This window comes from Streptomyces sp. NBC_00873 (genome assembly GCF_045207415.1).
Lineage (GTDB): Bacteria > Actinomycetota > Actinomycetes > Streptomycetales > Streptomycetaceae > Streptomyces.
Window position 1 is genome coordinate 335,379 of sequence record NZ_CP108803.1, and the last position, 26,211, is coordinate 361,589.

Annotated in this window: 18 protein-coding genes and 3 pseudogenes; 11 read left to right on the forward strand and 10 right to left on the reverse strand. The window is 70.3% G+C overall.

The window, feature by feature from the left end:
* Positions 1-48: 48 nt before the first annotated feature.
* Positions 49-2,004, reverse strand: a pseudogene (locus OH809_RS01510) (FAD/NAD(P)-binding protein); the annotation flags it as partial.
* Between the two features lie 701 nt (positions 2,005-2,705).
* Between OH809_RS01510 and OH809_RS01515 the strand changes: the two are divergent.
* The 10 genes from OH809_RS01515 (at position 2,706) to OH809_RS01560 (ending at position 13,406) form a co-directional block, all read left to right on the forward strand.
* Complete coding sequence (locus OH809_RS01515; protein ID WP_406415591.1) at positions 2,706-3,119, forward strand: hypothetical protein; 414 nt, start codon at positions 2,706-2,708, stop codon at positions 3,117-3,119.
* Positions 3,116-3,301, forward strand: coding sequence for a hypothetical protein (locus OH809_RS01520; protein ID WP_406415593.1), 186 nt, complete (start codon positions 3,116-3,118; stop codon positions 3,299-3,301). Before OH809_RS01515 ends, OH809_RS01520 begins: the two co-directional genes overlap by 4 nt.
* A gap of 1,656 nt (positions 3,302-4,957) precedes the next feature.
* Entirely contained in the window at positions 4,958-5,965 is a 1,008-nt protein-coding gene (gene mvk / locus OH809_RS01525; protein WP_406415595.1) for a mevalonate kinase, read from the forward strand.
* Positions 5,955-7,007 carry a diphosphomevalonate decarboxylase gene (gene mvaD / locus OH809_RS01530; RefSeq protein ID WP_406415597.1) on the forward strand — a complete coding sequence of 351 codons (1,053 nt, stop codon included), beginning with the start codon at positions 5,955-5,957 and terminating at the stop codon, positions 7,005-7,007. Before mvk ends, mvaD begins: the two co-directional genes overlap by 11 nt.
* Positions 7,007-8,140, forward strand: coding sequence for a phosphomevalonate kinase (locus OH809_RS01535; RefSeq protein WP_406415598.1), 1,134 nt, complete (start codon positions 7,007-7,009; stop codon positions 8,138-8,140). The genes mvaD and OH809_RS01535 overlap by 1 nt, the downstream gene beginning before the upstream one ends.
* The gene (fni, locus tag OH809_RS01540; RefSeq protein WP_406415600.1) at positions 8,137-9,228 is read left to right on the forward strand and encodes a type 2 isopentenyl-diphosphate Delta-isomerase; all 1,092 of its coding nucleotides are present in this window, start codon (positions 8,137-8,139) and stop codon (positions 9,226-9,228) included. The genes OH809_RS01535 and fni overlap by 4 nt, the downstream gene beginning before the upstream one ends.
* The gene (locus OH809_RS01545) at positions 9,225-10,286 is read left to right on the forward strand and encodes a hydroxymethylglutaryl-CoA reductase (protein WP_406415602.1); all 1,062 of its coding nucleotides are present in this window, start codon (positions 9,225-9,227) and stop codon (positions 10,284-10,286) included. Before fni ends, OH809_RS01545 begins: the two co-directional genes overlap by 4 nt.
* Before the next feature lie 4 nt (positions 10,287-10,290).
* A complete protein-coding gene (locus OH809_RS01550) occupies positions 10,291-11,466 on the forward strand; it encodes a hydroxymethylglutaryl-CoA synthase (protein WP_406415603.1) in 1,176 nt (391 codons plus the stop codon).
* Between the two features lie 188 nt (positions 11,467-11,654).
* On the forward strand, positions 11,655-12,632 hold the full coding sequence (locus tag OH809_RS01555; RefSeq protein ID WP_406415605.1) for a 3-oxoacyl-ACP synthase III family protein: 978 nt from the start codon (positions 11,655-11,657) through the stop codon (positions 12,630-12,632).
* Between the two features lie 183 nt (positions 12,633-12,815).
* On the forward strand, positions 12,816-13,406 hold the full coding sequence (locus tag OH809_RS01560; RefSeq protein ID WP_406415607.1) for a malonic semialdehyde reductase: 591 nt from the start codon (positions 12,816-12,818) through the stop codon (positions 13,404-13,406).
* 52 nt (positions 13,407-13,458) lie between these two features.
* Here the strand turns inward: OH809_RS01560 and OH809_RS01565 are convergent, their stop codons facing one another.
* The 8 genes and pseudogenes from OH809_RS01565 to OH809_RS01600 all read right to left on the reverse strand — a co-directional run bounded on the left by OH809_RS01565 (position 13,459) and on the right by OH809_RS01600 (position 23,139).
* Positions 13,459-13,782: a DUF6059 family protein gene (locus tag OH809_RS01565; RefSeq protein WP_406415609.1), complete on the reverse strand. Its 324-nt coding sequence runs from the start codon at positions 13,780-13,782 to the stop codon at positions 13,459-13,461.
* A gap of 101 nt (positions 13,783-13,883) precedes the next feature.
* Positions 13,884-14,024 carry a hypothetical protein gene (locus OH809_RS01570; RefSeq protein WP_406415611.1) on the reverse strand — a complete coding sequence of 47 codons (141 nt, stop codon included), beginning with the start codon at positions 14,022-14,024 and terminating at the stop codon, positions 13,884-13,886.
* Positions 14,025-14,268: 244 nt separating this feature from the next.
* Positions 14,269-17,226: a condensation domain-containing protein gene (locus OH809_RS01575; protein WP_406415612.1), complete on the reverse strand. Its 2,958-nt coding sequence runs from the start codon at positions 17,224-17,226 to the stop codon at positions 14,269-14,271.
* 324 nt (positions 17,227-17,550) lie between these two features.
* Positions 17,551-18,763, reverse strand: a pseudogene (locus OH809_RS01580) (RNA-guided endonuclease InsQ/TnpB family protein).
* 177 nt (positions 18,764-18,940) lie between these two features.
* On the reverse strand, positions 18,941-19,894 hold the full coding sequence (locus OH809_RS01585) for an aromatase/cyclase (protein ID WP_406415614.1): 954 nt from the start codon (positions 19,892-19,894) through the stop codon (positions 18,941-18,943).
* Between the two features lie 95 nt (positions 19,895-19,989).
* A complete protein-coding gene (locus OH809_RS01590) occupies positions 19,990-20,742 on the reverse strand; it encodes a thioesterase II family protein (RefSeq protein ID WP_406415615.1) in 753 nt (250 codons plus the stop codon).
* Positions 20,743-21,039: 297 nt separating this feature from the next.
* On the reverse strand, positions 21,040-21,861 hold the full coding sequence (locus tag OH809_RS01595; RefSeq protein WP_406415617.1) for a BTAD domain-containing putative transcriptional regulator: 822 nt from the start codon (positions 21,859-21,861) through the stop codon (positions 21,040-21,042).
* 609 nt (positions 21,862-22,470) lie between these two features.
* A complete protein-coding gene (locus tag OH809_RS01600) occupies positions 22,471-23,139 on the reverse strand; it encodes a ScbR family autoregulator-binding transcription factor (protein WP_406415619.1) in 669 nt (222 codons plus the stop codon).
* Between the two features lie 312 nt (positions 23,140-23,451).
* Here OH809_RS01600 and OH809_RS01605 point away from each other — a divergent pair.
* A pseudogene (locus OH809_RS01605) lies at positions 23,452-23,643 on the forward strand (IS982 family transposase); the annotation flags it as partial.
* Positions 23,644-23,829: 186 nt separating this feature from the next.
* Here OH809_RS01605 and OH809_RS01610 read toward each other — a convergent pair.
* The gene (locus tag OH809_RS01610; protein WP_406415621.1) at positions 23,830-26,121 is read right to left on the reverse strand and encodes a (Fe-S)-binding protein; all 2,292 of its coding nucleotides are present in this window, start codon (positions 26,119-26,121) and stop codon (positions 23,830-23,832) included.
* Positions 26,122-26,211: the final 90 nt, after the last annotated feature.

Sequence of the window (26,211 nt, forward strand, 5' to 3'; positions counted from 1 at the left end):
GCGGCGGCTGTGCGGGCCGCCGCGGCGGTGGACGGTTGCTGCCGGCACGGCGGGTGCCGGGGGCAGGGCGAGGACCGCCGCCGCGATGGCGTCGGAGTCCTCCAGGGTGACCGAGCCGACGCCGGGTCTGATGCCCGCGGCGGTCACCCAGTGCACGGATTCTGTCGGCACCCCGTAGGCGAAGCGCCTGGGATGCGGCACGCCGTGGGCGTCGATCAGGTGGTAGGGCCGCTCGGACACGGCCAGGCCCCCGGTCTCGTAGTCGGCGTCCCCCGCGCCGCCGTCGCCGGGGCCGCCCGCCGGGCGGGGGATGCGGTACGGGCGGCACTGCCCGGTGCGCAGCAGCTGGCGCATCAGCGGGTCCGCGGTGCGCCGCAGGTCGATCTCGGGCAGGCGGGCCTCGATGAGGACCGTGGCCCGCACCCGCACGCCCGGGATCTCGCTGGACGTAGCGGTGAAACAGGGGCCGAGCGGGTCGTGCGGGTCGGCGGTGACGCTCAGCCCGGGGCCGGTCACGTCGAGGATGCCGGCGTCCATGAGCGCGGCCATCTCCTCGATGCGGGACGCGGGCGGGCCGATGGACAGATAGGCGTTGAGCGGTGTGTACCAGCGATCGAGGTCGTCGCGGTGGGACGCGGCGGTCAGGCCGGCGTGGTCGACGGCGAGGCGCACCTCGTTGCGCAGGTCCCGCAGGACGTCGAGGGCGGCCTTGACCGGTCCGCTGACGTTGCCCTGGCGGGCCAGGCGGACGTCGTCGTCGAGGTGGCCGCGCAGCCAGCTGCGGAAGGCGGCCAGGTTGCTCAGGGCGCCAGGGCCGTAGGGGCGGGCGACGCGCTGCCAGTCCCAGCGCTCGGCCGCGCCGATCCCGGCCTCGTCAAGAAGCCTGTCCTCCGCCCGGCCCGGTGCGGCGTGCAGATACCGCTCGGTGAACTCCTCGACGGCCGCGGCGTCTTCACCGCGCGCCGTGAGCAGGGCCGCGTAGTAGACGCCGCACACTTCCTTGGAGATCAGCGGCCACAGGTCGGCGGCGAAGTCGATGGCCGCGCCGCGGGTGCCCCGGGCGCGCAGCGCCGCGATGTGCCCGGCGGTCAGGAGCCGGGGGAAGTAGCGGCCGTGGACGCCCTTTTCGTTCTCGCCGCGTGCCTGGTAGGGCACACCGCGCCGGGAGCCGGCGTACAGGCGCGGCTCGCGGCCCGAGGGCCGGTAGACCAGGCGGCCGCCGACGCGGGTGAACACGCCGCGCCGGCCCTGGGTGAACAGTGCCATGTAGTCGAAGAAGTTGAGCCCGAGCCCGCGCAGCAGCACGCTCTGCCCGGGCCGGATGCCCGACAGGTCCACGTCGGCCGGGTTGGCGGGGGCCACGTACACAAGCCCGCGCCGGGCGGCGAAGTCGGTCAGCTCCCGCTCCGTGTCGGTGGGCTGGGCCGGGACGTGGCCCTGGGCGAGGACGACCGCGGACAGGCCGGTCAGCCGGGTGCCGTCCTCCAGTACGACCGTCTGTGGCCCCGCCTGCCGGGCCGCGCCACCGGCGTCCTCGAGGGCGACCGCCCGCACGGGATACGTGCGCACCGTCAAGTGCGCGGCGGCCTTCGCGACGACCCGCTGGAACGCCCAGGTCAGATAGCAGCCGTAGAGCGCGCGGGTGGGATAGGCGTCGGGGCCCAGACCGCGCGCCTCGGCGAGGACCTCGTCGTCGTGGGCGGTCTGCGGGCCGGTGTCGAGCGTGCCCGACTCCAGGACCTTGGCCCACTCGTACAGGCTCGGCCCCTCCTCCAGCGGGCCTTCGATGCGGACGCTGGAGTCGATGTAGATCGTCACCTGGGAGGCGACGGTGTTCATCAGCAGGTGCCGGGACTGGTCAGGGCGCCACACCCGCCCTGAGCCCGGCGGGTCCGGGTCGACGACGTGCACGGTGACGGTGTCCCAGCGGGGCGACTTCCGTTCCTGCGCACAGAGCCGTTCCAGTACGGAAAGGCCCCGGGGACCGGCGCCGACGAGGCACACCTGAAGGTGTGCGGCCGTGCCGTCCCCGGCCGGAGGTGCGGATGGGCGGGTGTCCGGGCGCCCGGGTGACAGCGCATCACCCGGGGGGAACTGAGCGGCCGCCGCCACGAGCCGCCCTGCGGGGAGTGCGGCGCCTACTGCGCGTTCGCCTCCGTGCGTACCGTCCACAGTGCCTCCTTCCTCAGCCATCGTCGGCGCAGGCGCTCAACCAGGACTCACTTCCGCCTGGAAGCCGGCTTGAGCCGCCGTTCGCAAGCAGGCCCCGAACGAGGCTGTATCGGGACTCGAGTCGTCGGCCGGGTAATTGGTCTGTTCGCCGGGGCGCGCACCGCCGCACCGGACCCGGGACACAGAGCGGAATGCAAAGTCCTTCTACGGACCCGATCAGCCACGGAGAGGAAACACTGAGCTGACTGCCGCGACCGGCACGGGACATGCACGCGATTCACACGGGGGGCGAGCCACCTCATGAAGGAGCTTCGATGAAGTCTCACCCATGCCCCAGAGGCCACACTCAGGACAGCCGAGCCGCCGCCGGGTCCGTCCTGTGCGCTCCCTGCATCAGGCGGGTGGGGCGCAGCCTGCGCGCACTCCCCGGTCTCCACCAGGAGTGCCTGCACCAGGTGTCTCCGACGACCGCCAGGCGAACGAACCCGACAAAGGTTTCGGGAAGCCGTAAGCGGGACTACTTGGATATCTCGGTGCTCGACGCCCGCCACAACATTCTCGCCATTCTCGAATCGTGGTCGGGCATGGTCGTGGAGAAGCTCGGCACCACTGCCCCGCCTCGTACCGTGCCCCACTTGGCGCGGTTTCTCACGCTGCACATGGAGTGGCTTGCCGCCCAGCCCCCGGCGGTCGAATTCGCGGACGAGATCGAGGGTCTCGTCGTGGAACTGCGTCAGACGATCGATCCCGAGCCGAGTGATCTGCAGACGCTCATCAGGAAGTGCGTCGTGGACAACTGCTCCGGGACGATCAGTGTTTCACCGAAGAACAGCGCAAGTGCGGGAAACAGCAGCATAACCTGCTCTTCAGGGCATTCATGGGAGATGCGCGAGTGGCTCGGTCTCAGGAAACTCATGGAGCGGCAGCGAAAGGGCGTCAACGCATGACCAAGCCACCGAGCCACCGGCTCGTCCCCACGAAAGTGGCCGCACTCGCCGTGGGGGTGTCCGAAGCGACCATCCGCAAGTGGGTGAGCCGCGGGAAGGTCACCCGCTACGGCGCGCCTCACTGCCGCTCGGAGTTCGACATCGAGGAACTCACGGAGATCGCCCTGCAGCGTCGGCCCTGACCCGGCGGGCAGGACACACACCGGCGGCGACAGGACCCGGCCCTCTGGCCGCCCGCCGCGGGCAGGGCCCACCGCACCGTGGCACTCGCTCCGGCCGAGCGCCGGAGCCCGAAGTACCCGGAGCGCCCGAACAGCCGGGCCGAGACGGCAAGCCCTCCCCCACACACCCGGCGTACCCGAACTTTGCGAGCGGTCGGAGCCAGCCGCAGGCCAGGCACGGCACATGCCGATCAGGCCGTGGCCCTGACCGTCGCGGCCGCCCTCCTCGTACAGCTCGTGCGAGGCGCCCTTGCCGTCGTCCTCGGCCAGCAGGCCGAGCCCGTCGTCGAAGCGTGCCGGTGGCCCCCCGGCCTTCTCGGTCCGGGCCCGGCCACTGACCGCCGCCCGCGGCCCGGGGGCGTCCCGGGCGTCCGTCCGGGCCCGGCGATGCGGCGTGGGTACCGGCCCTGCGCGCCCGGCCGGGCCGTCTTGACGCGTTCGTCTCGCCAGGCGCCGGCCCAACGGCTGACCGCCGCCGGGTGAGCCGGCCGAGGCCCTGTCCGTGGGCCTCGGCCGGCTCAGCCGTACCCCGGTCGGCTGCGGGCCGCCCGCCCACGCGATGCCGCCCGCAGCGCCGCCGGACCCGCCGAGGAGACCGTCGCCGCACTGAGGCTGCCCCCGGGGCCTCGGCGACGGCCTCGCCCGCCCGGCCTCGAGAACAGACGGCACGGCCAGGACCGCGCGCCCCGGAGCCGGAACCGGTGAAGGCCCGCCCTGGCTGCGGCGAGGCGGCACCGGCCGCGGCAGCCGGGCCGGGCCCGATGGCCTGCGAGCCGCCCCCCCCTGCCGCCCTGGCCGTGGGGCGCCCCCGGGGGCTGTCCGGGCGGCGCGGGGCACCCGGGACGGCCCTTGCCAGGAGGCGGAGCGGGTGCGACCGCCGGTGTGCCGGCCCACGAGCGCGACGACGGGCGGGCTTCCGGCGCCGTCGCACGGCAGGTGAATCGTGCAGGCCGACGGGCCGGAAGCGTCCCAGCGCCCGGCTGCGGGCCCCGTTCTCCCGGACCCCGGCGGGCGCGCCGGGGCGCGGACGGCGGCGGAGCCGGCCGGCACCGGACGGCCGAAGTCGCCTGCCGCGCCGACGTGTTCGCCCGCCCGGCCCGCGGCATCCGCTCGAAGGTGCTGTCCCGTGCGATGCCACGAGCCAGCCCCGCCGACGTGACCCAGGTCACTTCGGCGTGGTGTTGGCGTCGCGTAGCCCCCGTGTCACTATCTACCCACGTCTACCCTGCCCAAAAGTTGCTGCGCGGCAGTGGATCGCGTGTCGTCCCGGCCGGTCTGCGCACGAAGGACCGGATCCCTGCGCGTACGGCACCAGTTTTCCTTCCGCATCCGGTCAACCGCTTGCCCGGGTGTTTTGCGCCGGTGCCCGGCTGGCACGGCATCACATGATGGTCTCGCGCCCCTCGTCGCGGCACCCCTCCGGGCTGTCGCATCAGGGCGGCGCCGCGTGACGGCCCGCTGTCTTTCCCGAAGCGGCCATGTCCGCACAGGCACGCTGCTTGTGCGGACATGGCCGCTTCTGACGTCCTGCTTCATTCCTTGTTTCAGAACTCCGGACGATGCGATCCCCATGACCATGCGATCTCCATGCAGAAAAGACAAAGGGAGCTGAGTGCGTTGACTCTTCCGACCTCAGCGGAGGGGGTATCAGAAAGCCGCCGGGCCTGCTCAGTCGGCATCGGCCGCGCCCATGCCAAGGCCATCCTGCTCGGGGAGCATGCAGTCGTCTACGGCGCTCCGGCGCTCGCGCTGCCGATTCCGCAGCTCACGGTCACGGCCAGCGCCGGGTGGTCTTCCCACGCCTCCGACAGCCAGGGCGACTTGTCCTACACGATGACCGGTACTCCGTCGCGGGCGCTGGTGACGCAGGCCTCCGACGGCCTGCGCCGGCTGATCGCGGAATTCAAGGCGAGAACGGGCGTGACGGGCGGGCCGCACCTCGACGTGCTCCTCGACAGTGCGATCCCGCCCGGCCGGGGGCTCGGCTCCAGCGCGGCAGGTTCGCGTGCGATCGCCTTAGCCCTTGCCGATCTCTTCGGCCGCGAACTGACGGAGAGCACGGTGTTCGACCTGGTGCAGACGACCGAGAACATGGCGCACGGCCGGGCCAGCGGCGTCGACGCCCGGGCCGTCGGCGCGTCCGCCCCGCTGCTGTTCCAGGCCGGCAAGGTCGAGGAACTGAGCATCGGCTGGGACGGCTTGTTCATCATCGCCGACAGCGGCGCCGCGGGCAGCACCAAGGAAGCGGTCGAGCTGCTGCGTGAGGGCTTCAGGTGCCATCCCGGGGCGCAGGAGAGGTTCGTGGGCCGGGCGTCGGACCTGACCCACGCGGCCCGGCAGGCCCTCGCCGACGGCAAGCCGGAGGAACTCGGCTCGCGGCTGACGGACTATCACGATCTGCTGCGCGCGGCTGGCCTGAGCACCAACCGGATCGACGCGCTGGTCGAGGCCGCGCTCTGGGCGGGCGGCCTCGGAGCCAAGATCACCGGGGGTGGCCTGGGCGGCTGCGTGATCGCGCTGACCCGGCCGGAGCGGGCCCGGGAGGTCACCCGGCAGCTGCACGAGGCCGGCGCCGTACAGACGTGGGTCGTATCGCTGAAGGGGCTCGACAACCATGCGCCGTGAACACCCGACCGCCGTGCTGCGACCGCTGCAGCAGGGCACTGCCAGAAGTGCCATCGCCGTCGCGCACCCGAACATCGCGCTGATCAAGTACTGGGGCAAGCGCGATGAGCGCCTCGTCCTTCCCGTCACCGACAGCCTGTCGATGACCCTGGACGTCTTCCCCACAACCACCCGTGTCCGGCTCGATCCCGAGGCCGGGCACGACCGGGCCACGCTCAACGGCGTGCCCGCGACGGGCGAGACACTGCGGCGCATCACCGCGTTCCTGAAGCTGGTGCGCGAGAGGGCCGGGCTCGGCCAGCGGGCCGTCGTCGACAGCCAGAACACCGTCCCCACCGGGGCGGGCCTGGCGTCCTCCGCCAGCGGGTTCGCCGCCCTCGCGGTGGCCGCGGCCGCCGCGTACGGGCTCGATCTCGACGCCACCGCACTGTCCCGCCTGGCCCGGCGCGGGTCCGGGTCGGCGTCGCGGTCAATCTTCGGCGGCTTCGCCCTCTGGCACGCCGGCTCGGACACCGGCACGGCCGCGGACGCGGACATCAGCTCCTACGCCGAGCCGGTGCCCGCGGCGGACATCGACCCCGCGCTGGTCATCGCCGTGGTCAACGCGGGGTCCAAAACCGTCTCCAGCCGGCAGGCCATGCGGCAGACCGTCGACACCTCGCCGCTGTACCGGCCGTGGGCCGCCTCCAGCAAGGACGACCTGGCCGACATACGGGCGGCGCTGCGCCGCGGCGACCTTCAGGCGGTGGGAGAGATCGCGGAGCGCAACGCGCTCGGCATGCACGCGACCATGCTGGCGGCGCGCCCCGCGGTGCGGTACCTGTCGCCGGCCACGGTCACCGTGCTCGACCGTGTGCTACAGCTCAGGCGGGACGGAATGGCCGCCTACGCGACCATGGACGCCGGGCCGAACGTGAAGGTGCTGTGCCACCGCGCGGATGCGGAGCGGGTGGCCGAGGCCGTCCGCGGCGCCGCCCGCAAGGGCACGGTGGTCATCGCCGGGCCGGGGCAAGGCGCCCGCCTGCTCAACGAGGACGGATGATGACGCCGCCGCGCACGGTGGTCCGGCAGGCGCCGGGCAAGTTGTTCGTCGTGGGCGAGTACGCGGTGGTGGAGCCCGGGAACCCGGCGATCCTGGTGGCGGTCGACCGGCAGGTCACCGTCACCGTGTCCGGCCCCGACCCCGATTCCGGCTGCGGCAAGTCCGACGTCGTGCTCTGCTCCGACCTCGCTCCTGAGCCGGTGCGGCTGCGCTGGCACGACGGCCGGCTTGCCGTGTGCGGCACGGACGGCGAGCAGCGTGCGCCCAGCGGAGTGACGTACGTCGCGTCGGCGATCGAGGTCGTGGGCCGGCTGCTGGCCGAACGCGGCCTGCCGGTGCCCGCGCTGAGCCTGTCGGTCGGCAGCCGCCTGCACGAGGACGGCAGGAAGTACGGGCTGGGTTCGAGCGGCGCGGTGACCGTGGCGACGGTTGCGGCCGTGGCGTCCTTCTGCGGGCTGAAGCTGTCGCCCGAGGCCCGTTACCGCCTGGCCCTGCTCGCCACCGCCCAGATCGACGCCAAGGCCTCCGGCGGTGATCTCGCCGCCAGTACCTGGGGCGGTTGGATCGCCTACCGGGCGCCCGACAGGGCCTTCGTGCTCGACCTGGCCCGGCGCCTGGGTGTCGACCGGACGCTTGCCGCGCCCTGGCCGGGTTTCGAGGTGCGCCGGCTGCCGCCCCCCGACGGCCTGTCTTTCGAGGTCGGCTGGACCGGAGAGCCGGCCTCCACCACCTCCCTGGTGTCCGGCCTGCACCGCCGGACCTGGCGGGGCACCGCGTCCCACCAGAGGTTCGTGGAAACCACCACCGACTGTGTGCGCGCCGCGGCCGCCGCCCTGGAGACCGGTGACCGGCAGGACCTGCTGCAGCAGATCCGCCGGGCCCGGCAGGAGCTGGCGCGCCTGGACGACGAGGTCGGCCTCGGCATTTTCACGGCCAAGCTGACGGCACTGTGCGACACCGCCGAGGCCGTCGGCGGCGCGGCCAAGCCCTCCGGGGCAGGTGGCGGCGACTGCGGTATCGCCCTGCTGGACGCCGAGGCGTCGCGGGAGATCTCACACGTACGGCAACGGTGGGAAGCGGCCGGGGTACTGCCCCTGCCGATCCGTCCCGCCCTGGAAGGGAACGAGAAATGATCGCTCAACGCAAGGACGACCACGTCCGGCTCGCTGTCGAGCAGCAGCACGAGCGCAGCGGACGCAATCAGTTCGACGAGGTGTCGTTCGTCCACCACGCCCTGGCCGGCATCGACCGGCCGGACGTGTCCCTGGCCACGACCTTCGCCGACATCACCTGGCAGGTACCGCTCTACATCAACGCGATGACAGGCGGCAGCGTCAAAACCGGCGTCATCAACCGGGACCTGGCCATCGCCGCCCGTGAGACCGGGGTGCCCATCGCGTCGGGATCCATGAGCGCGTACTTCAAGGACCCTTCGTGCGCCGACACGTTCCAGGTATTGCGCCAGGAGAACCCTGACGGGTTCGTCATGGCGAACGTCAACGCGACGGCGTCGGTCGACAAGGCGCGGCGAGCCGTCGACCTGCTGCAGGCCAACGCCCTGCAGATCCACATCAACACGGCGCAGGAAACGGTGATGCCGGAGGGCGACCGGTCGTTCTCGTCCTGGGTCCCCCAGATCGAGAAGATCGCGAAGAACGTCGACGTCCCCGTGATCGTCAAGGAGGTCGGTAACGGGCTGAGCTGTCAGACCGTCCTGACACTGCAGGACCTGGGTGTGCGGGTGGCGGATCTCGGCGGCCGGGGCGGCACGGACTTCACCCGCATCGAGAACGGCCGACGGGAGCTCGCCGACTACGCCTTCCTCCACGGCTGGGGGCAGTCCACCGCCGCCTGCCTCTTGGACGCGCAGGGCGTCGGCATCCCTGTGCTCGCCTCCGGCGGCGTGCGCCACCCGCTCGACGTCGCCCGCTCACTGGCGCTCGGCGCCTCCGGCGTCGGAGCGTCCGGGGGCTTCCTCCGCACCCTGCTCGACGACGGCGTATCGGCGCTCATCACGCAGATCTCGACATGGCTCGACCAGCTCGCGGCGCTGATGACCATGCTCGGCGCGCGTACCCCCGCAGACCTGACGAGCTGCGATCTGCTGATCCATGACGACCTTCGTTCCTTCTGCGCCGACCGAGGCATCGACACACGGCCACTCGCCCAGCGTTCCAGCTCCGTCGACGCCCTCCACGAGAAGACGGGAAACACACGATGACTGACGCGCACGCGATCGCGGGTGTCCCGATGAGGTGGGTGGGGCCCCTGCGCATCTCGGGGAACGTCGCCACCACCGAGACCCAGGTCCCACTCGCCACCTACGAGTCACCGCTGTGGCCGTCGGTGGGCCGTGGGGCGAAGGTCTCCATGCTGGCCGAGCAGGGCATCGTCGCCACTCTCGTCGACGAGCGGATGACGCGGTCGGTGCTCGTCGAGGCGACGGACGCGCAGACCGCGCACATGACCGCGCGGACCATCGACGCGCGGATCGACGAGCTTCGCGGCGTGGTGCGCACCTGCAGCAGGTTCGCCGAGCTGATCGGCATCCGGCACGAGATCACGGCCAACCTGCTGTTCATCCGGTTCGAGTTCTCCACCGGCGACGCGTCCGGGCACAACATGGTCACGCTCGCGTCCGACGCGCTCCTGAAGCACCTGCTGCAGACCATCCCGGGAATCTCCTACGGATCGATCTCGGGGAACTACTGCACGGACAAGAAGGCAACCGCGATCAACGGCATCCTCGGCCGCGGTAAGAACGTGGTCACCGAGCTGCTCGTGCCCCGTGACGTGGTCACCGACGTACTGCACACGTCGGCTGCCAAGATAGTCGAGCTGAACATACGCAAGAACCTGCTCGGGACCCTGCTCGCCGGTGGTATCCGCTCGGCGAACGCCCACTTCGCGAACATGCTGCTCGGGTTCTACCTGGCGACGGGCCAGGACGCGGCCAACATCATCGAAGGGTCGCAGGGCGTCACCATGGCCGAGGACCGGGACGGTGACCTCTATTTCTCCTGCACGCTGCCGAACCTGATCGTGGGCACGGTGGGCAACGGCAAGGGGCTCGGGTTCGTGGAGACGAATCTGGCCCGGCTCGGCTGCCGGACCGACCGTGCACCCGGAGAGAACGCGCGCCGACTCGCCGTCATCGCGGCCGCGACGGTGCTGTGCGGTGAACTCTCGCTCCTCGCGGCACAAACAAATCCCGGTGAACTCATGCGCGCACACGTTCAGTTGGAACGCGACGACAAGACAGTAAAGGTTGGTGCATAAGGGTATGTCCAACGATTCCGCGATCGGAATTCACGATCTGTCATTCGCGACGACCGAGTTCGTCCTGCCGCACACGGTGCTCGCCGAGTACAACGGCACCGAGATCGGCAAGTACCACCTGGGCATCGGCCAGCAGTCGATGAGTGTGCCCGCCGCCGACGAGGACATCGTGACCATGGGCGCCGCCGCCGCGGCGCCCATCATCGCCCGGCACGGGACCAATCGGATACGGACGGTCGTGTTCGCGACGGAGTCGTCGATCGACCAGGCGAAGTCGGCCGGTGTGTACGTGCACTCACTGCTCGGGCTGCCGTCGGCCAGCCGGGTCGTCGAACTGAAGCAAGCATGCTACGGGGCGACGGCGGCCCTGCAGTTCGCCATCGGCCTCGTACGGCGTGACCCCGCTCAGCAGGTCCTCGTGGTCGCGAGCGACGTTTCCAAGTACGAGCTGGACAGCCCGGGTGAGGCGACCCAGGGCGCGGCCGCGGTGGCCATGCTGGTCGGTGCGGACCCCGCCCTGGTGCGTATCGAGGAACCGTCTGGCCTGTTCACCGCCGACGTCATGGACTTCTGGCGGCCGAACTACCGCGAGGCCGCTCTGGTCGACGGGCAGGAGTCCATCTCCGCGTATCTGCAGGCGGTGGAAGGCAGCTGGAAGGACTACGGCGAGCAGGGCGGCCGCTCGCTCGAGGAGTTCGCCGCGTTCTGCTATCACCAGCCGTTCACGAAGATGGCCTACAAGGCCCACCGCCACTTGCTGAACTACTGCGGGCTCGACCCCGACAAGGCCGCGGTCGAGCGCGCCATCGGACAGACCACGGCCTACAACGCCGTGATCGGCAACAGCTACACCGCGTCGGTGTACCTCGGCCTCGCCTCGTTGCTCGACCAGGCGGACGACCTGACCGGCCGGTCCCTGGGTTTCCTCAGCTACGGCTCCGGCAGTGTCGCCGAGTTCTTCGCCGGCACCGTTGTTCCCGGGTACCGGGAGCACCTGCGGACTGCAGCGCACCGAGAGGCGATCGCCCGGCGCACGCCGGTCGGCTACGCCGACTACCGCGAGCTGCACGAACGGTCCTTCCCGGCCGACGGCGGCGACTACCCCACCCCGTCGCAGACCACCGGGCTCTTCCGGCTGGCCGGGCTCAGCGACCACAAGCGCATCTACGAGAAGCGCTAGATGTTCTGTCCACGGAGGTTGGTGACAGCGATCACGGTCGGGTGATCTTGAACGAGTGAGGGCCTTCGGGTCCCGCAGGCATGTGGGCAGCTCCGTTCGGGCTGCCCCACCTACGGGTCAGTCAGGGCCGCGCAGCCGCCGGCCTCTCGCACAGCGATTTTCACACCACTTGAGGGGAGGCCAGCCGCATGAGCGACGTCAGGATCCTCGGTACGGGTGCCTATGTGCCGGACCGGGTCGTCTCCAATAACGAGGCCGGTGCGGCGGCCGGGGTCGACGACGCCTGGATCACCGGCAAGACCGGGATCCGGGAACGGCGCTGGGCCGCCGATCACCAGGCCACCTCCGATCTGGCCACGGCCGCGGCGCATGCCGCACTGGAGTCGGCCGGCATCACCGCCGACCAGCTGTCCGTGATCGTGGTCGCCACCTCCACACCGGACCGGCCCCAGCCGCCCACAGCCGCCTATGTCCAGCAGCGCCTCGGTGCGATCGGCGCGGCGGCATTCGACGTCAACGCGGTCTGTTCCGGGTGGGTGTTCGCGCTCTCGGCGGCCGAGGGCGTGCTCGCGCGGCAGCGCGGCCATGCGCTGGTCATCGGCGCGGACCTGTACTCGCGCATCCTGAACCGGGCCGACCGCAAGACGGTCGTCCTGTTCGGGGACGGTGCCGGCGCGCTGGTCCTGGGGCCGGGCGGCGAGGGCTCGCGCGTCCGGCATGTCGCGCTGCACACGTTCGGCGAACTGTCGCGCCTGATAGAGGTGCCCGCGGGCGGCAGCCGGCTGCCCCTGGACCAGGACGCCCTCGAGGCCGGCCTGCAGTACTTCGCGATGGACGGACAGGGGGTGCGTCGCTTCGTCGCGGACCATCTGCCGCAGCTGGCCAAGCAGTTCCTCCAGGAGGCCGGTGTCGTACCCGACGACATCAGCCACTTCGTCCCGCATCAGGCCAACGGCGTCATGCTCGACGCCGTCTTCGCGGAGTTGGCCCTCCCTCGCGCCACCCTGCATCGGACGCTGACGCACTACGCCAACACGGGAGCCGCCTCGATCCCGATCACCCTGGACGCGGCTGCCCGCACGAGTGCTTTCCGCCCGGGCGACCTGATCCTCCTAGCCGGCTTCGGTGGCGGAATGGCAGCGGGTTTCGCGCTGGTCGAGTGGTAACCAGAGAACTCCTTGTTCCCGCGCTCCCGTAGACCGTTCTGGGGGTCTTAGCGGCCGGCCGCTCGAAGACCGCGGCTCGGCGGAGCACACAGGGCGTGCAGCGCATGAAGCCCGCCGGACGCGGCCCGGCGAGCCAGCGGTTCGTCCGCGCCCACCGCCGCCCCTGCCAGGAAGGCTGCACCCATGTCGCTTGTCCTTGACGCCGCCGCTCAGGACCTCCTGTTCCGCGAGGCCCGTACCGCCAACACGTTCACCGACGAGCCGGTGACCGAGGAGCAGATCCAGGCGATCTACGACCTGGTCAAGTACGGTCCGACGGCGTTCAACCAGTCCCCGCTGCGCATCACCCTGGTCCGCTCCCCCGAGGCCCGCGAACGTCTGGTGCAGCACATGGCCGAGGGCAACCGCCGGAAGACCGCCGCCGCGCCGCTGGTCGCCATCCTCTCCGCGGACAACGAGTTCCACGAGGAACTGCCCAGGCTGCTCCCGCGCTTCCCGCAAGCCAAGGACGTGATCTACGCCCAGCGCCCGGTCCGTGAACGGTCCGCCCTGGTCAACGGCGCCCTGCAGGCCGCGTACTTCATCCTGGGCATCCGCGCCGCCGGCCTGGCCGCGGGCCCGATGACCGGCTTCGACTTCGCCGGCGTCCAGAAGGAGTTCCTGGACGACGACCACATCCCGCTGATGGTCGTCAACATCGGCAAGCCGGGCGGGAACGCCTGGTTCCCGCGCTCCCCGCGCCTGGACATCGACGAGGTCATCACCACCGTCTGATCGCCCGGCCGCAGCCGGTGCGCGGGTGAAGGTGGTCGTGGGCGAGCGGTGGTCAGCCGCCGGGAGCCCGCCGTCCGGTGTCGTCCGTCGGCCACAGCTCACGGGCGAGCAGCCGTTCCGCCTCGGAGAGCGGAAGGTCCTCGCACAGTCGCTCGGGGTGGGCGGGCGGCGGCCCTCCGGGCCCCGGCATCTGCGACCCTCCTCGGGCGTACCGCGCGAAGGGACCCTCGGCGTGCGGGGCCGACGAGGACGCCGACAGCTCGTGTAAGACCGTGGGGCCTCTGTAAATGGACCCGAAGACCACCAGGGATCGCCACAGCGGGCGCATGCAGTAGTCCGCCAGCACCTGCCGACCACCACGCAACAACCGTTTCATGAGCGCCCCTCTGCACCTTCGCTCGCGGCTTCCTCCAGAGGCTGCCAAGGTCCACTCGCGGACCGGTCGAGGACGCCCATGCTGCGGCTGCCCTGCGGACGTCAGTCGATGCCGCGCACGACGTGGGGCTCCCAGGTGTCGTCCTCGTCGATTCCGGCAAGCCGGAGCGGCGGGATGTGGTGCGGGGAAAGATCCGGTGTCTCCTCGGACATCCTGCTGTCCTCTTCTTCGGTGTCGTACATCTGATCCTCCTGCTCGGTCGGCTCAGTAGGGACAGTGGCTGGGCCGGGCGAAGGCGGGCGGCTGGCTGTGGCCGGCGACCGGGCGGGGTGACCCGTGCCACAGCCACCATGCAGAACTCCGGATGAGGGACGCTTGAAGAACAATGGGAAAGGCATAGAGGGCCGCTGCCGGGTCGTGCCCCCCGGCCCGTCCTTCCGGCCGTCGGCTTGCGGCCGTCGGCTTCAGGTGGCCGGTCCGTCGGCTTCAGGTGGCCGGTCCGGTGGCGGCCTGGAGAGCCCCGGCCAGATTGCGGGCCCGCTCCCACTCGTCCGCAGCCGCACCGGCGATCACCACCCGTGGCGGGCGGCCGCCGTCCGCCACGATGCGTCGGGCGATGTCGCAGGCGAGGGCGCCGGCACCGGAGAATCCGGCGAGCAGCAGGGACCGGCCGGTGCCGAGCGCTGCGAGGACGGGCTCCGCGCCGTCGGCGTCGGGGCCGGTGGTGAGCACCAGCAGTTCCTGGGGGCCCGGATAGGTGCGGGCCAGCAGGTCGTAGCAGGTCTCGGGCGCGCCCGGCGCCGGGATCAGACAGATCGTGCCCGCCTGGTCCTGGCGCGCCGCGCGCAAGGTGACCAGCGGGGTGTCCCTGCCGGCCCCGGGGGCTTCGGCCATGCGTGGTACGGCACTGCCCTCCAGGAGTTTCAAGGCCTCCCCGACGGTGGTGGACTCGCCCGCCGACAAGGGGAGCGCACGCAGCAACATGGCGCTCTGCGCCAGCAGTTCAGCGGCCGCGTCCTCGTCGAGCAGGGCCCGGTCGTGCACCCCCGTGAGGACCAAGCCGCCCGCGCTGTCGTGGTGGGCGAGCAGCCCGATGGGGAGCACAGAGCGGGCCGGCAGGGTGCCTGGGAACTCGGCGTGGATGCCGTGGGCGGCGAGTTCGGCCTCCAGGCCTTCCCACGGATGCGGCGGATCCTCGAAGACGATGACCGTGTTGGCGACCGCACCGCTGCGGCCCCAGGCGCGGATCCAGGCGCGGATCCAGTCGGCGGGCACCCATTCGTAGGCGGCCATGTCCAGGGTGCGGTCGCGCAGTTGCCGCAGCAGGCGCGGCACGGTGCCCGCCGGATCGACCTCGACGGACATCGGCAGTGGATTGCGCAGCGGCCCCGCCATCCGGGCCGCGCCGTCGAGCGGTATGCCACGCCCCGACACGGTCACCGCGAAACAGACCGGGGCCGGTCCGGTGGCGCCGGAGGCCCTGTAGATCAGCATGGCCCAGACGGCCTGCAGCACGCTGCTCTCGGCGGTGCCCCAGGTGCCCGCCCAGCGCGCGAGGCGGGTGGTCTCAACGGGGTCCAGGCGCAGCCGGGCACGGCCGATGCCGGTCAGGCCGGTGGTCCCGGCGGACCGGCCCGGTCTGGACGCCGCACCGTCGGGCGGCGCGATGCGCGCCCAGAACCCCCAGGCGGGCTCCAGGTCCTGGGCGGCGACCCAGGCCGTGTAGTCGCGCAGGTCGGGGCGGCGCTCACCGCCGGGCAGGGTGCCGCCTGCGAGATAGGCGCGGTAGAACTCGCGCAGCAGGAGGTGCGCGCTCCAGGTGTCGAGCAGGGCCCGGTGGTAGGTGACCAGGATCCGGGTGGGTGCGACGGTGCCGGCGGGCTGGGTCTGCTCCGGCTCCAGCAGCGTGAAGCGCAGCGCTCCGGGGCGGCACAGGTCGAAGCCACGCAGCCGGTCGCGCTCCAGGAGGGCGAACCAGTCGCCGTCGTGGAAGGACCGGCGGGTGATCTCGGGCGCGACCCGGTCGTGCACCACGAGCAGCGGTTCGGGACCAGGAGTGAACGCGGTGCGCAGCACCGTCTCGCAGTTGAAGACCGACTGCCAGGAGGCGGTGAAGCGTCCGGCGTCGAGCGGGCCGCGCCAGACCCATACGAGCTGCTCGACATGACGTCCGGTGCCGGGTTGCGCATCGCCGCCCGTGTAGAGCGCCGACTGCTGGGGGGTGGCCCGGAAGGCAGGCGGGATCGGGGCGGCGGGCGCGGCGTCGGCCAGCTCCCCCAGCAGCTCCCGCAGTAGGTGCTGAAGGGCGTCCACGGAGGTGTCGGTGATGCCTTCCGCGTGGTCGCTCACCCAGTCGAGACCGATGTGCAGCCTGCCGTCGACGATCTGGGCCCGCACCTCGACGCGGTACACGGGCCGACTCGGTGCGCCGCCGTGCACGGGCCGGGCGGAGCCGGGCAGCGGCTGGCCGGGGTCGTCCAGGGTCAAGCAGGCCTGGGCGGGCATCAGTTCGCGCAGGGCACGACGCAGCGAAGGATCGGGGCTCCACTCGCGGCAGGCCCCGAAGCCCGCGCCGCCCCCGGCGCGGCCGGGGCAAGCGGCCAAGAGGCCTGCCAGAGCGGTTAGTTGAGTGAGGGAATTGAGGCCGGGGTCCAGTGTGAGGTGGACCGGGTACGGGTCGGTGAGCCGGCCCGCCTGGCGTCGCAGGCTCTGGCGGCCGGTCCTGGGGTCGCTGCGTACGTCGAAGCCGACCTCGTCGGATCCCTGCCAGCGGGCGAGGGCCAGGGCGAACACACCGGTCAGCACCTGCCCGGTGGTCAGCGCGAGCCACCGGGCCAGGCCGTGGGTGATCCGCTCGGTCAGGCCCTCGTCCAGGGTGAAGCCGGTGTGCCGGACCTCGCGCGGCCCGGGGCTCGGCGCCTGTGCCGGGGCGGCATCGGGCCCATCGCCCGGCTTTGTCACCCGGGCGGGCTGGTGGAAGCGTGCCACCCGGGACCTGCGCTCGGCGACAAGGCTCCAGTGCTGGGCCTCGGCGGAGTCACGGGCCAGCTCCCGCAGTTCGGCGACCCAGCAGGCCAGACGGTCCGGTACGGGCTGCGGCCGCGCCGGAGTCTCGTCGGCGGCCGCGCGCTGGGCGGAGGGCAGCGGGCGGTCGACAGGCGGCGGCTGGGTGAGCCGATCGGCGATGCGGCCCGAGACGAAGGCGGCGGGCGCTCCCTGCGGCATGGAGAACCGCAGCGTGTGGTGATCGGGGCCGTGCCGTAACAACCAGTGCTGCCAGGCGGGCCGGCCCGGGGCACCGGCGGTCAGCTGGCCCAGGAGGTGTTCCAGTGCGACAGCGTCGAGCGGCCCGCGCAGTTCGAGGTCCCACGGCGCTGCGTACGGAGGGGACCCTGGGTCGACGACCACGGAGATCGGCGCATGCGGGAAGCGGTGAAAGGTCATGGTGTCCGGGGTGTACGGTCCGCTGCGGCGGGGGCCGGGTACCCTCTCTCTCCTTTCTACGGGCACTGGACGAGCGTGCGGGGCCCTTGAACGGCTCCGGCGCCGGCCCAGGGGCGGCCGCCGGGGCCGGAAGTCGCGCGCAGGCCCGGTGAGGCCGGGGCGGAAGGAGCGGATGCGACACGGGCAGCGGAGGGCGGGGCGTACGCCGGCCAGGCCGGGCCGTACTGGCTCTCGCCCATGTCGGCCTCCTGGCCTGCCTGCGTCCACGGCGGTCGGGATGAGACGCTAGTGACTCCTCCCCGCCCTGAAGAGCGGGGCTTCTCGCTATGCCGGTTGGGCTTCGCGACGGACCAGCCCGGCCCGTAGGACGTTGAGAGCCCCGACTGTGTCGGCGTGTGCGCTGTGGCCGCATGCGACGCAGTGGAACTTCTCCTGTGTGGGCCGGTTCTCCTTCGCGGTGTGCCCGCATTCGGGGCACGTACGGGAGGTGTTGCGGGGGTCCACGGCGACCACTTCCCGCCCGGCGCTTTCAGCCTTTGCGTGCAGGATCGTCAGGAACACCCCCCAACCGGCATCGTTGATCGAGCGGTTCAGCCCGGCCTTCGCGGCGGCACCGTTGGGCAGGAAGGTGCCCGGCTGGTCGGGGTCCGGCCTGGAGGCGGGCCCTGCTCATGTTGCGGATCTTGAGATCTTCGTGCGCGATGACGTCGTGCGCGCGGACCAGGCCGAGGGCGGTCTTGTGCGCGTGATCCAGGCGCTGACGGCGCACCTTGCCATGCAGTTTGGCGACCTGCTCCACGGCCCGCCGGTGGTTGGCGGTGCGGTCCTTCGCCTTGCGGCGCGGGAACCGGGACAGCGCCTGCTGGGCGGCTTCGAGCCTCGCGGCAGCGCGGCGTCCGTGCCTGGGGTTCTCCACGAACCCGCCGCCCGAGTCGGCGAGGAAGCTGGCGATGCCCAGATCGATGCCGGCCACGCTGCCCGTTGCCGGCAGTGGCTCGGGCCGCTCCTGCTCAGCGGTCAGTACGACGAACCATTTGTGGCCCTCGCGCTTGACGCTGACCGTCTTGACCTTGCCCACTACGGGCCGGTGCTGGTTGACCTTGACATGTCCGACACCCTGCAAGCGCACGCGCGTGACAGGGTCGTGCGGGGTGGAATCCCAGCGGCAGCCGTCCCCGTCCTTCGGAAACTCCACCGTGTCGAACCAGTTCACCCCACGAAAACGCGGGTATCCAGGCGTCTCCCCAGCCTTGATCCGCCGGAAGAACGCCGCAAACGCCCTGTCCAACCGGCGCAAGGTCGCCTGCTGCGAGGAGAACGACCAACGCCCCTGACGCTCCGGGTCGAACGCCCGAATATCCTTCAACTGCGCCGACTGCATCCCGTACTTGATGCTCGTCTTCGATACATGACGGTAGGCATCACGCCGTTCCTCCAATGCCCCGTTGTAGAGCGAGCAGTGATCTCGCAGCATCTCACCGAGCGCCTGGCCCTGCCGGACGGTGGGCCGCATGAGGAACTTGTACGCACGAATCACCCAGCCACCCCCCTTCGGTCAGTCCGATCAACATAGCTGGCGCCACTGACAACGCAGAGCACTCCAACGCTCCGCGCCTCCGGTCCAAGGATCGCATTCCCGCCCGGCCTGAAGGCCGGGATTCCCTGCGAAGATCAGGGATGGCCGTTCACCGCGTCGGTGACGGATGCGGAACCGTCACAGCATGGGGACGGCGCTCTCCGCGTGCTGCTTGGCCAGGGTGAGCAGGGCCAGGCAGTTCCGGCCCAGCGTGGCACGCACATGGCGGCGGGCGTGTGCGAGGTCCGCGCCCTCGCCCAGCACCGCGGTGATGTTCTCCTCGCGCAGCACGACGCTCTGCTTCGCCGTGACGGTCACCCCCGTCTCGTCCGGGACGACGGACCATTCACCAGTGTGTGCCGCCAGCAGCGCAGGGGTCGCAGTCTGCTTGTAGATGATGCGGCCCGCGTGCGGGAAGCAGATCCGCACCGATTCGGTGGTGTGCGAGCCGTACTCGGTCAGCGTCTCCATGGTCATACGCTGCACTCCGGGTGCGTCCTCGGTGAGGCCAACCCGGGTGACGTGCGGCACCAGCTCTGGCCAGTCCCCGGCCCGGTACAGGAAGTCGTAGACCAGCTCGGCCGGGCCGTTGATGCGCATCGAGTCGTCGAAGGACAGCACCAGTTCGTCCAGGCGTGTCCACCGCTCGGCGAAACTCTTCAGGTCGGCGAGCTGAGTACGGCTGTTCAAGCCAGCGACCCGCTCCACCCACGCCGCGTCGTCGGGCAGGTCGTCGATGACCGTGAAGCCGTACAGCAGTTCCAGCTCGGTGTCGTACGGGCCCTTGCCGCGTAGGCTCAGGACGCCGCCTATCGAGTCCAGCGGGGCCGCGGGCAGTTCCTGCCGAAACTCGATGCGGCGCTCCACCAGGTCCAAGTGTCGCCACGAGGTCCACGATTTCAGCTGCCCGTCCATGAGGGACCACATCCGCAGGCGCTCCCGCTCGCCGTCGAACTCCAGGCGCTCCACATGGACGTTCGGGGAAAAATAGAGCGGCAGCTTCGCCGCATCGGCAAGCACTGCGTAGACCACACCGGCGGGCGCGGCCACGTGTACGTGGTGCGTCGCCCTGTCGACACGCTCAGCAGACATCTGAACACCTCTCCCATCACATCGCGCGGGCCGGGACGCGAACAGAGTCCGGATGGCCGAATGAGAACCCGGATCGGGTGGCCGGAGCACGGGGATCAGCTGACGGGCGCCGGCTCCTGGAGGAGTCGGCGGGTGACGCGGCAGACCCGACCCAGGAGCCGGGGCAGTTCACGGCCGCCGCGGACGAAGAAGTGGCGCCCCGGGACGGTGCGCAACCAGGTGGGCCCCTCGGTCCACTGGCGCCAGCCGTCGGCTGTCGAGGGCGGGGCCAGCGGGTTGTCCTGCGAGGCGACGACGAGCACCGGGGTGGTGGGCGGACCAGCCAGGGAGGGCATGCGGGCCGCCTCGTGCAAGGCCTGGGCCAGTTCCAGGTCGGCGCGGAGCAACGGCAGCATGGCCCGGAGAAAGATCCCTTCGTCGCTGCTGGGCGGCACGGCGCCCCTGCCGCTCAGGAGATGCAGCAGTTCGTCGTCCGTTGCCCGGCGGGCATCCGGCAGCTCGGGGGGCATGCGCGGCGGCGAGCAGGAGCCGACGGCGAGGAGCGCCGGGCCCGGCAGGCCCGCCTCGTGCAGGGCGCGCGTCACGGTGAGCGCGATCATCGCACCAAGACCATGCCCGTACAGGACGAACGGGCCGGGGTGCGGGTCGGTGAACAGGGGCAGCACATCGGTGAGCAGCGCCTCATGTGTGGTCACCCGGGGTTCGGTTCGGCGCTGTTTGCAGCCCGGCATGAGGACCGGGACCGGCTCCACACCGGGTCCGACGCTCGCCGCCCAGTCGTCGAAGACAAAGACGCCCTCAGCGGAGTGTGCGAAACAATACAGTCGCACTGGCTGTTCGTCCGACATGGCATCCTCCTCTGCGTCCGCCCCAGGTGCCACGGGGCGGGGTTCGAGAATCGCCGCACAGCCTCGAATTGCACTCGAGACCGAGCCGAGCCCGCGGCTCAGGACGCGAACCGCTGCTGGAGTATTAGCCTCGCCGTTTCGGTTGAGGCGGGTCCAGCTGGTGGCCCGGGTCGGGTCGCGTCCCAAGGTCCATGTCAGCGCTGACGGGTCGGAAGTGGTGGGGCACCTGAAATCGACCGGACCACCACCAAGCCAACCGCGAACTACACCTCACCGGCCGCAACCGAAACGCCGAGGTCAGGCGGCGTACCGGTTGAAGGTGGAGCCGCGCCGCGCACCGGCCACCACGTCGAGTTCCGGATCGACCGCGAGCATGGCCTGGTGCAGGCGCTGCAGCTGTGGCGAGGGTTCCACGCCGAGCTCCTCTATCAGTCCCTCCCGCAGCCTCCGGTACACGTCCAGGGCAGAAGCCTGCCGCCCCGACCGGTACATGGCCACCATCGCCTGCGCGTACAGGCCCTCGTTCTGGGGGTGGCGGGCGATCAGGTCGGTGAGTTCGGCTATCAGTTCCGCGTGCCGGCCGAGCCGCAGATCCGCGTCGATCCGCCGCTCTATGGTCACCAGCCGGGACTCCTCCAGCCGCGTGACTTCGATCTCCAGGACCGAACCGAGTCGTACGTCCACCAGTGCAGGCCCCTGCCACAGGGCGAGAGCCTGTCTAAAGCAGCGGGCAGCCCGTTCGTCCTCGCCCTCCTCGAAGGCCTCCTGGCCTTCGGCGACCAGGCACTCATAGGTGTGCATGTCCACGGACTCCGGCGGGATCTGGAGCACATAGCCGCCGTGCCGAGTGGCCAGTACGTCCTTCGCCGCACCCGGCGCGTCGGGCCCCATCGCGGTGCCGAGGCAGCGGCGCAGCTGCATGATGTACGTCTGCAGCGTGGTCATCGCGCTCTGCGGTAACTCCGTCCCCCAGATCTCCTCCATCAGCGTCGACACAGGCACGACGCGGCGCGGATACAACGCAAGCAGGGCGAGAACCTGTCGGGGCTTCCTGGCAGTCGGGACGATCGAGTCCCCGTTCACGGCGGCACACAGCGGACCCAAAACCTGAATCTCCATGGTTCCCTCCGTTCGTCGTCCTGCACTCCAGATCGCGGAAAGTCGTCGGCGAACCCGCACGCTAGCCGTACCCACACCGGAGGCATCGGTTCCTTCAGTGACATTTGAGCAATCCTCAAAGAACAGACAGGGAAGGCGTGCTTTGAGAAACGCAGAAGGAAGTCCTGAGAACTCGGCCGGAAAGAAAACGCGGACGACTCGAAAATCTTTCTCCTCACACTCGGCCGCCGCATGCGGGTGCGCTGCGTACCCCCCTCGCATGCGGCCTCCCCGTTCATGCCCTGGGTTCTTCGCGCGAGCCCTCTGCTCAGACGCTCCGCACCAGGCGCTCGCGGCCGTCGTCCGCCGTCCGGCCGAACGCGGCTTCGGGGCCGGCCGTGAGGATCAGGCGTTGGTCGAGGAGATAGCCGCCGGGCATGGTAACCAGGACGTCCTTGGCCGTCCGCCGCGTCCCGCCCCGGTCGGCCCTGCTCCAAGGCGGCGGCGATGAGCTCAACCCTCCTTTGGTGCAGCGAAGTTCAAGGGAATCGAGGGTTGTCCTGTGCGACACCCCGAGAGCCGAAGAGGGGACGATGCCGCAGAACACGCAGTAAACAGACCGAGTGCCTGCTACCGCTCGGGGGCTGTCAGCTGTGACTGCGCCCGTGCGGGTACGGCAGTCGGCGGCCGCGAGCCGGAGCACACCAGTGTGTTCAGGGCCCGCTGGTCGGTAAGCCGCGGCAGCAGCAACTCCCAGAACCGCGTGAGGTTCTGCCGGGACAGCCAGGAAGCATCCCTGCCGCCGAGCACTTCCAGGCCCGTGGTCGCGGCGACGATGACACGGGCGGCGTCGACCCAGGACACCCCATCCGCGAGGCCACCGCTGCGCTCGGCGCGGCGGAGGCTGTCCTCGACCCAGCGCTGCCACTCCTTCCGCAGCGGGGATTTCGCACGGCGCGCGATGTCACCGGCGAGTTCGAAGCCGCCGCGGACCACCACGTCCTGGGCCAGGGTGCCCATCAGCTCGTGCGTGGCGTCCACCACCGACTGCAAGGAGTCGCCCTGCCGGGCCCGCGCCCCCTCGGTGAGCCGACGAACGGTCTCGGTGGCCTCTGCCTCGACCGCTTCGGCGAGCATGCTCTTGTTGGCGAAGTGGAAGTACAGCGCCCCGTTGCTGACACCGGCTCGTTTACTGATGGCGCCCAACGACGCATGGACGAAGCCCACCTCGGCAAACACCTCGGCCGCGGCCTGGATCAGCGAACGCCGCGTGCGTGCCGCTCGCTCCTGTTTGACCATGTGCTGCCTCCTGGGCAACGGGACGTCGAAAGCCGGAAAAGACGCAGACATCTCATGCCCCTTGCAACGCACCTAGCGTGGGGGGGGTGCCGTGCTCGCGGAATCCGCAGGCCGGCGCGGGCATGGCCGTGCAGGAGCCACACGCACATTAACAAACCGCGTGGGTGGTTTTATATATGGAGGAACGAAAAACATGACTGGTCATTACCGTTCGCCCTGCCCTCGCGGGTTGTCTCCCACGGTGCGGCGCCTAGATGATCAATTCCAAGGGGTGCCTGCGGACGCAAGAACGAGGGTGTCCAAGATCGTTTTGTGACGAACAACCTAGACACCCTAGCGACAGCACTCTATGCGACGACCGACGACCTGCTGAAAGAGCGTCCGGACCTGGCGCCGTGCCGGCCGGCCGTGGGGATCGCGCCGCAGCTCACCGACGCCGAATTGGTCACCCTGGCGATGATGCGGGCGATGCTCGCCATGCGCCCGGCGACCAGCGACCAGCGACCAGCGACCAGCGAGAACAGCGTCACGGTGACCGCGGGCAGGGCGGCCGCGCGGGTCCGGGCTTCGCGCCGCTCCAGCGGCGCGGCAAGGGTGGGCTCAGCAGCCCGCACTCCAGGGGCGGAGAACCGACTGGGGGCCGCCACCGCGCGGCCCCCCAGTAGCCTTCACATCACGTTCTTTACGGCGTTACGTCGCGGGTTCGGGCTCCGGCTCGCTATCCACCTCCGACGCGCCCGCCGGGGGCTCGTCGTCGACCGGGGTCTTCACGGACTCCAGCAGGAGCTGGGCGACGTCCACGACCTGGACGGACTCCTTGGCCTGGCCCTCGTTCTTCTTGCCGTTGACCGAGTCGGTCAGCATCACGAGGCAGAACGGGCAGGCGGTGGAGACGATGTCCGGGTTGAGGGAGAGGGCTTCGTCGACGCGCTCGTTGTTGATGCGCTTGCCGATCCGCTCCTCCATCCACATCCGGGCACCACCGGCGCCGCAGCAGAAGCCGCGCTCCTTGTGGCGGTGCATCTCCTCGTTCCGCAGACCCGGCACCTTCGCGATGATCTCGCGCGGGGGCGTGTAGATCTTGTTGTGACGGCCCAGGTAGCAGGGGTCGTGGTACGTGATGATGCCCTCGACCGGGGTGACCGGGATCAGCTTGCCCTCGTCCACCAGGTGCTGGAGCAGCTGCGTGTGGTGGATGACCTCGTAGTCGCCGCCGAGCTGCGGGTACTCGTTGCCGAGCGTGTTGAGGCAGTGCGGGCAGGTCGCGACGATCTTCTTCGCGGACTTCGGCTTCTTCGACTCGGACGTGACCTTGCCGTCGTCATCCATCTCCTCGCCGAACGCCATGTTCAGGGCCATGACGTTCTCCATGCCGAGCTCCTGGAACAGGGGCTCGTTGCCAAGACGGCGGGCGGAGTCACCGGTGCACTTCTCGTCGCCGCCCATGATCGCGAACTTGACGCCCGCGATGTGCAGCAGCTCGGCGAAGGCCTTGGTGGTCTTCTTGGCACGGTCCTCCAGGGCGCCGGCGCAGCCGACCCAGTACAGGTACTCGACCTCGGAGAGGTCCTCGATGTCCTTGCCGACGACCGGGACCTCGAACTCGACCTCCTTGAGCCACTCGAGGCGCTGCTTCTTGGCCAGGCCCCAGGGGTTGCCCTTCTTCTCCAGGTTCTTGAGCATCGTGCCCGCCTCGGACGGGAACGCGGACTCGATCATCACCTGGTAGCGGCGCATGTCGACGATGTGGTCGATGTGCTCGATGTCGACCGGGCACTGCTCCACGCACGCACCGCAGGTGGTGCAGGACCAGAGCACGTCCGGGTCGATGACGCCGTTCTCCTCGAGACTGCCGATCAGCGGGCGCCCGGCCTCGGCGAGGGCGGCGGCGGGAACGTCCTTCAGCTGCTCCTCGGACGCCTTCTCCTCGCCCTCCATGGTCTTGCCGCCGCCGACGAGCAGGTAGGGCGCCTTGGCGTGCGCGTGGTCGCGCAGCGACATGATCAACAGCTTCGGGGAGAGCGGCTTGCCCGTGTTCCAGGCCGGGCACTGCGACTGGCAGCGACCGCACTCGGTGCACGTGGAGAAGTCGAGCAGGCCCTTCCAGGAGAACTGCTCGACCTGGGAGACACCGAAGACGTCGTCCTCGCCCGGGTCGGTGAAGTCGATCGGCTTGCCGCCCGAGGTCATCGGCTGGAGGCCGCCGAGGGCCGTCTCACCGGTCGCGTTGCGCTTGAACCAGATGTTCGGGAAGGCCAGGAAGCGGTGCCAGGCCACACCCATGTTGGTGTTCAGCGAGACCACGATCATCCAGATGAACGAGGTCGCGATCTTCAGGCCAGCGAAGAAGTAGACGAGGTGCTGCAGGGTAGACAGGCTCATCCCCTGGAACCAGGCGACCAACGGGTAGGAGATGAAGTACGAGGCCTCGTAGTGGTCGACGTGGTGCAGGGCGCCCTCCAGGGCGTGCAGCACCACGATGCAGGTGCCCACGATGAGGATGACGGTCTCGATGAAGTACGCCTGGCCCGTCTTGGAACCGGCGAACCGCGACTTGCGGCCCGGGGTCGAGGTCCGGCTCAACTGGCGGATGGCGATCAGGGTCAGGATGCTGAGCGCCGTCATTGTGCCGAGGAACTCGACCAAGACGTTGTAGGGCGTGAAGTGGCCGAGGACCGGCAGCACCCAGTCGGCATTGAAAAGCTGGCCTGTGGCGTTGACGAGGGTCAGGAGCAGCGAGTAGAAGCCCACTGCCACAAACCAGTGCGCCACTCCGATGAGACCCCAGCGATTCATCCGGGTGTGGACGACGAACTCCCTGACCAGCGTCACACTGCGCTGGTAGGGGTTGTTGGTCCGGAAGCCCTTGGGGACGGGCTGGCCAAGCCGTACGAAGTGATAGATCTGCAAGGTGGCTCGGTAGAACAGCGCGAAGCCGACCACGATCAGGGCCAGCGACACGATGATCGCGACGAGTTGCATGAGTGGGCTCCTCGAACCGACGAAAGTCAGTTACCAAGTGGTAACTTGACCATTTCGTCTGAGGCTACCCACTTATTGCGCCGCACTGCA

Coding starts and splice junctions, on each gene's coding strand:
- OH809_RS01565 (WP_406415609.1), bottom strand. CDS start 13,782: ATGAAACGGTTGTTGCGTGGTGGTCGGCAGGTGCTGGCGGACTACTGC.
- OH809_RS01545 (WP_406415602.1), top strand. CDS start 9,225: ATGACTGACGCGCACGCGATCGCGGGTGTCCCGATGAGGTGGGTGGGG.
- OH809_RS01590 (WP_406415615.1), bottom strand. CDS start 20,742: ATGTCGGACGAACAGCCAGTGCGACTGTATTGTTTCGCACACTCCGCT.
- OH809_RS01560 (WP_406415607.1), top strand. CDS start 12,816: ATGTCGCTTGTCCTTGACGCCGCCGCTCAGGACCTCCTGTTCCGCGAG.
- fni (WP_406415600.1), top strand. CDS start 8,137: ATGATCGCTCAACGCAAGGACGACCACGTCCGGCTCGCTGTCGAGCAG.
- OH809_RS01570 (WP_406415611.1), bottom strand. CDS start 14,024: ATGTACGACACCGAAGAAGAGGACAGCAGGATGTCCGAGGAGACACCG.
- OH809_RS01555 (WP_406415605.1), top strand. CDS start 11,655: ATGAGCGACGTCAGGATCCTCGGTACGGGTGCCTATGTGCCGGACCGG.
- OH809_RS01520 (WP_406415593.1), top strand. CDS start 3,116: ATGACCAAGCCACCGAGCCACCGGCTCGTCCCCACGAAAGTGGCCGCA.
- OH809_RS01535 (WP_406415598.1), top strand. CDS start 7,007: ATGACGCCGCCGCGCACGGTGGTCCGGCAGGCGCCGGGCAAGTTGTTC.
- OH809_RS01595 (WP_406415617.1), bottom strand. CDS start 21,861: ATGGAGATTCAGGTTTTGGGTCCGCTGTGTGCCGCCGTGAACGGGGAC.
- OH809_RS01575 (WP_406415612.1), bottom strand. CDS start 17,226: ATGACCTTTCACCGCTTCCCGCATGCGCCGATCTCCGTGGTCGTCGAC.
- OH809_RS01600 (WP_406415619.1), bottom strand. CDS start 23,139: ATGGTCAAACAGGAGCGAGCGGCACGCACGCGGCGTTCGCTGATCCAG.
- OH809_RS01550 (WP_406415603.1), top strand. CDS start 10,291: ATGTCCAACGATTCCGCGATCGGAATTCACGATCTGTCATTCGCGACG.
- mvaD (WP_406415597.1), top strand. CDS start 5,955: ATGCGCCGTGAACACCCGACCGCCGTGCTGCGACCGCTGCAGCAGGGC.
- OH809_RS01585 (WP_406415614.1), bottom strand. CDS start 19,894: ATGTCTGCTGAGCGTGTCGACAGGGCGACGCACCACGTACACGTGGCC.
- OH809_RS01610 (WP_406415621.1), bottom strand. CDS start 26,121: ATGCAACTCGTCGCGATCATCGTGTCGCTGGCCCTGATCGTGGTCGGC.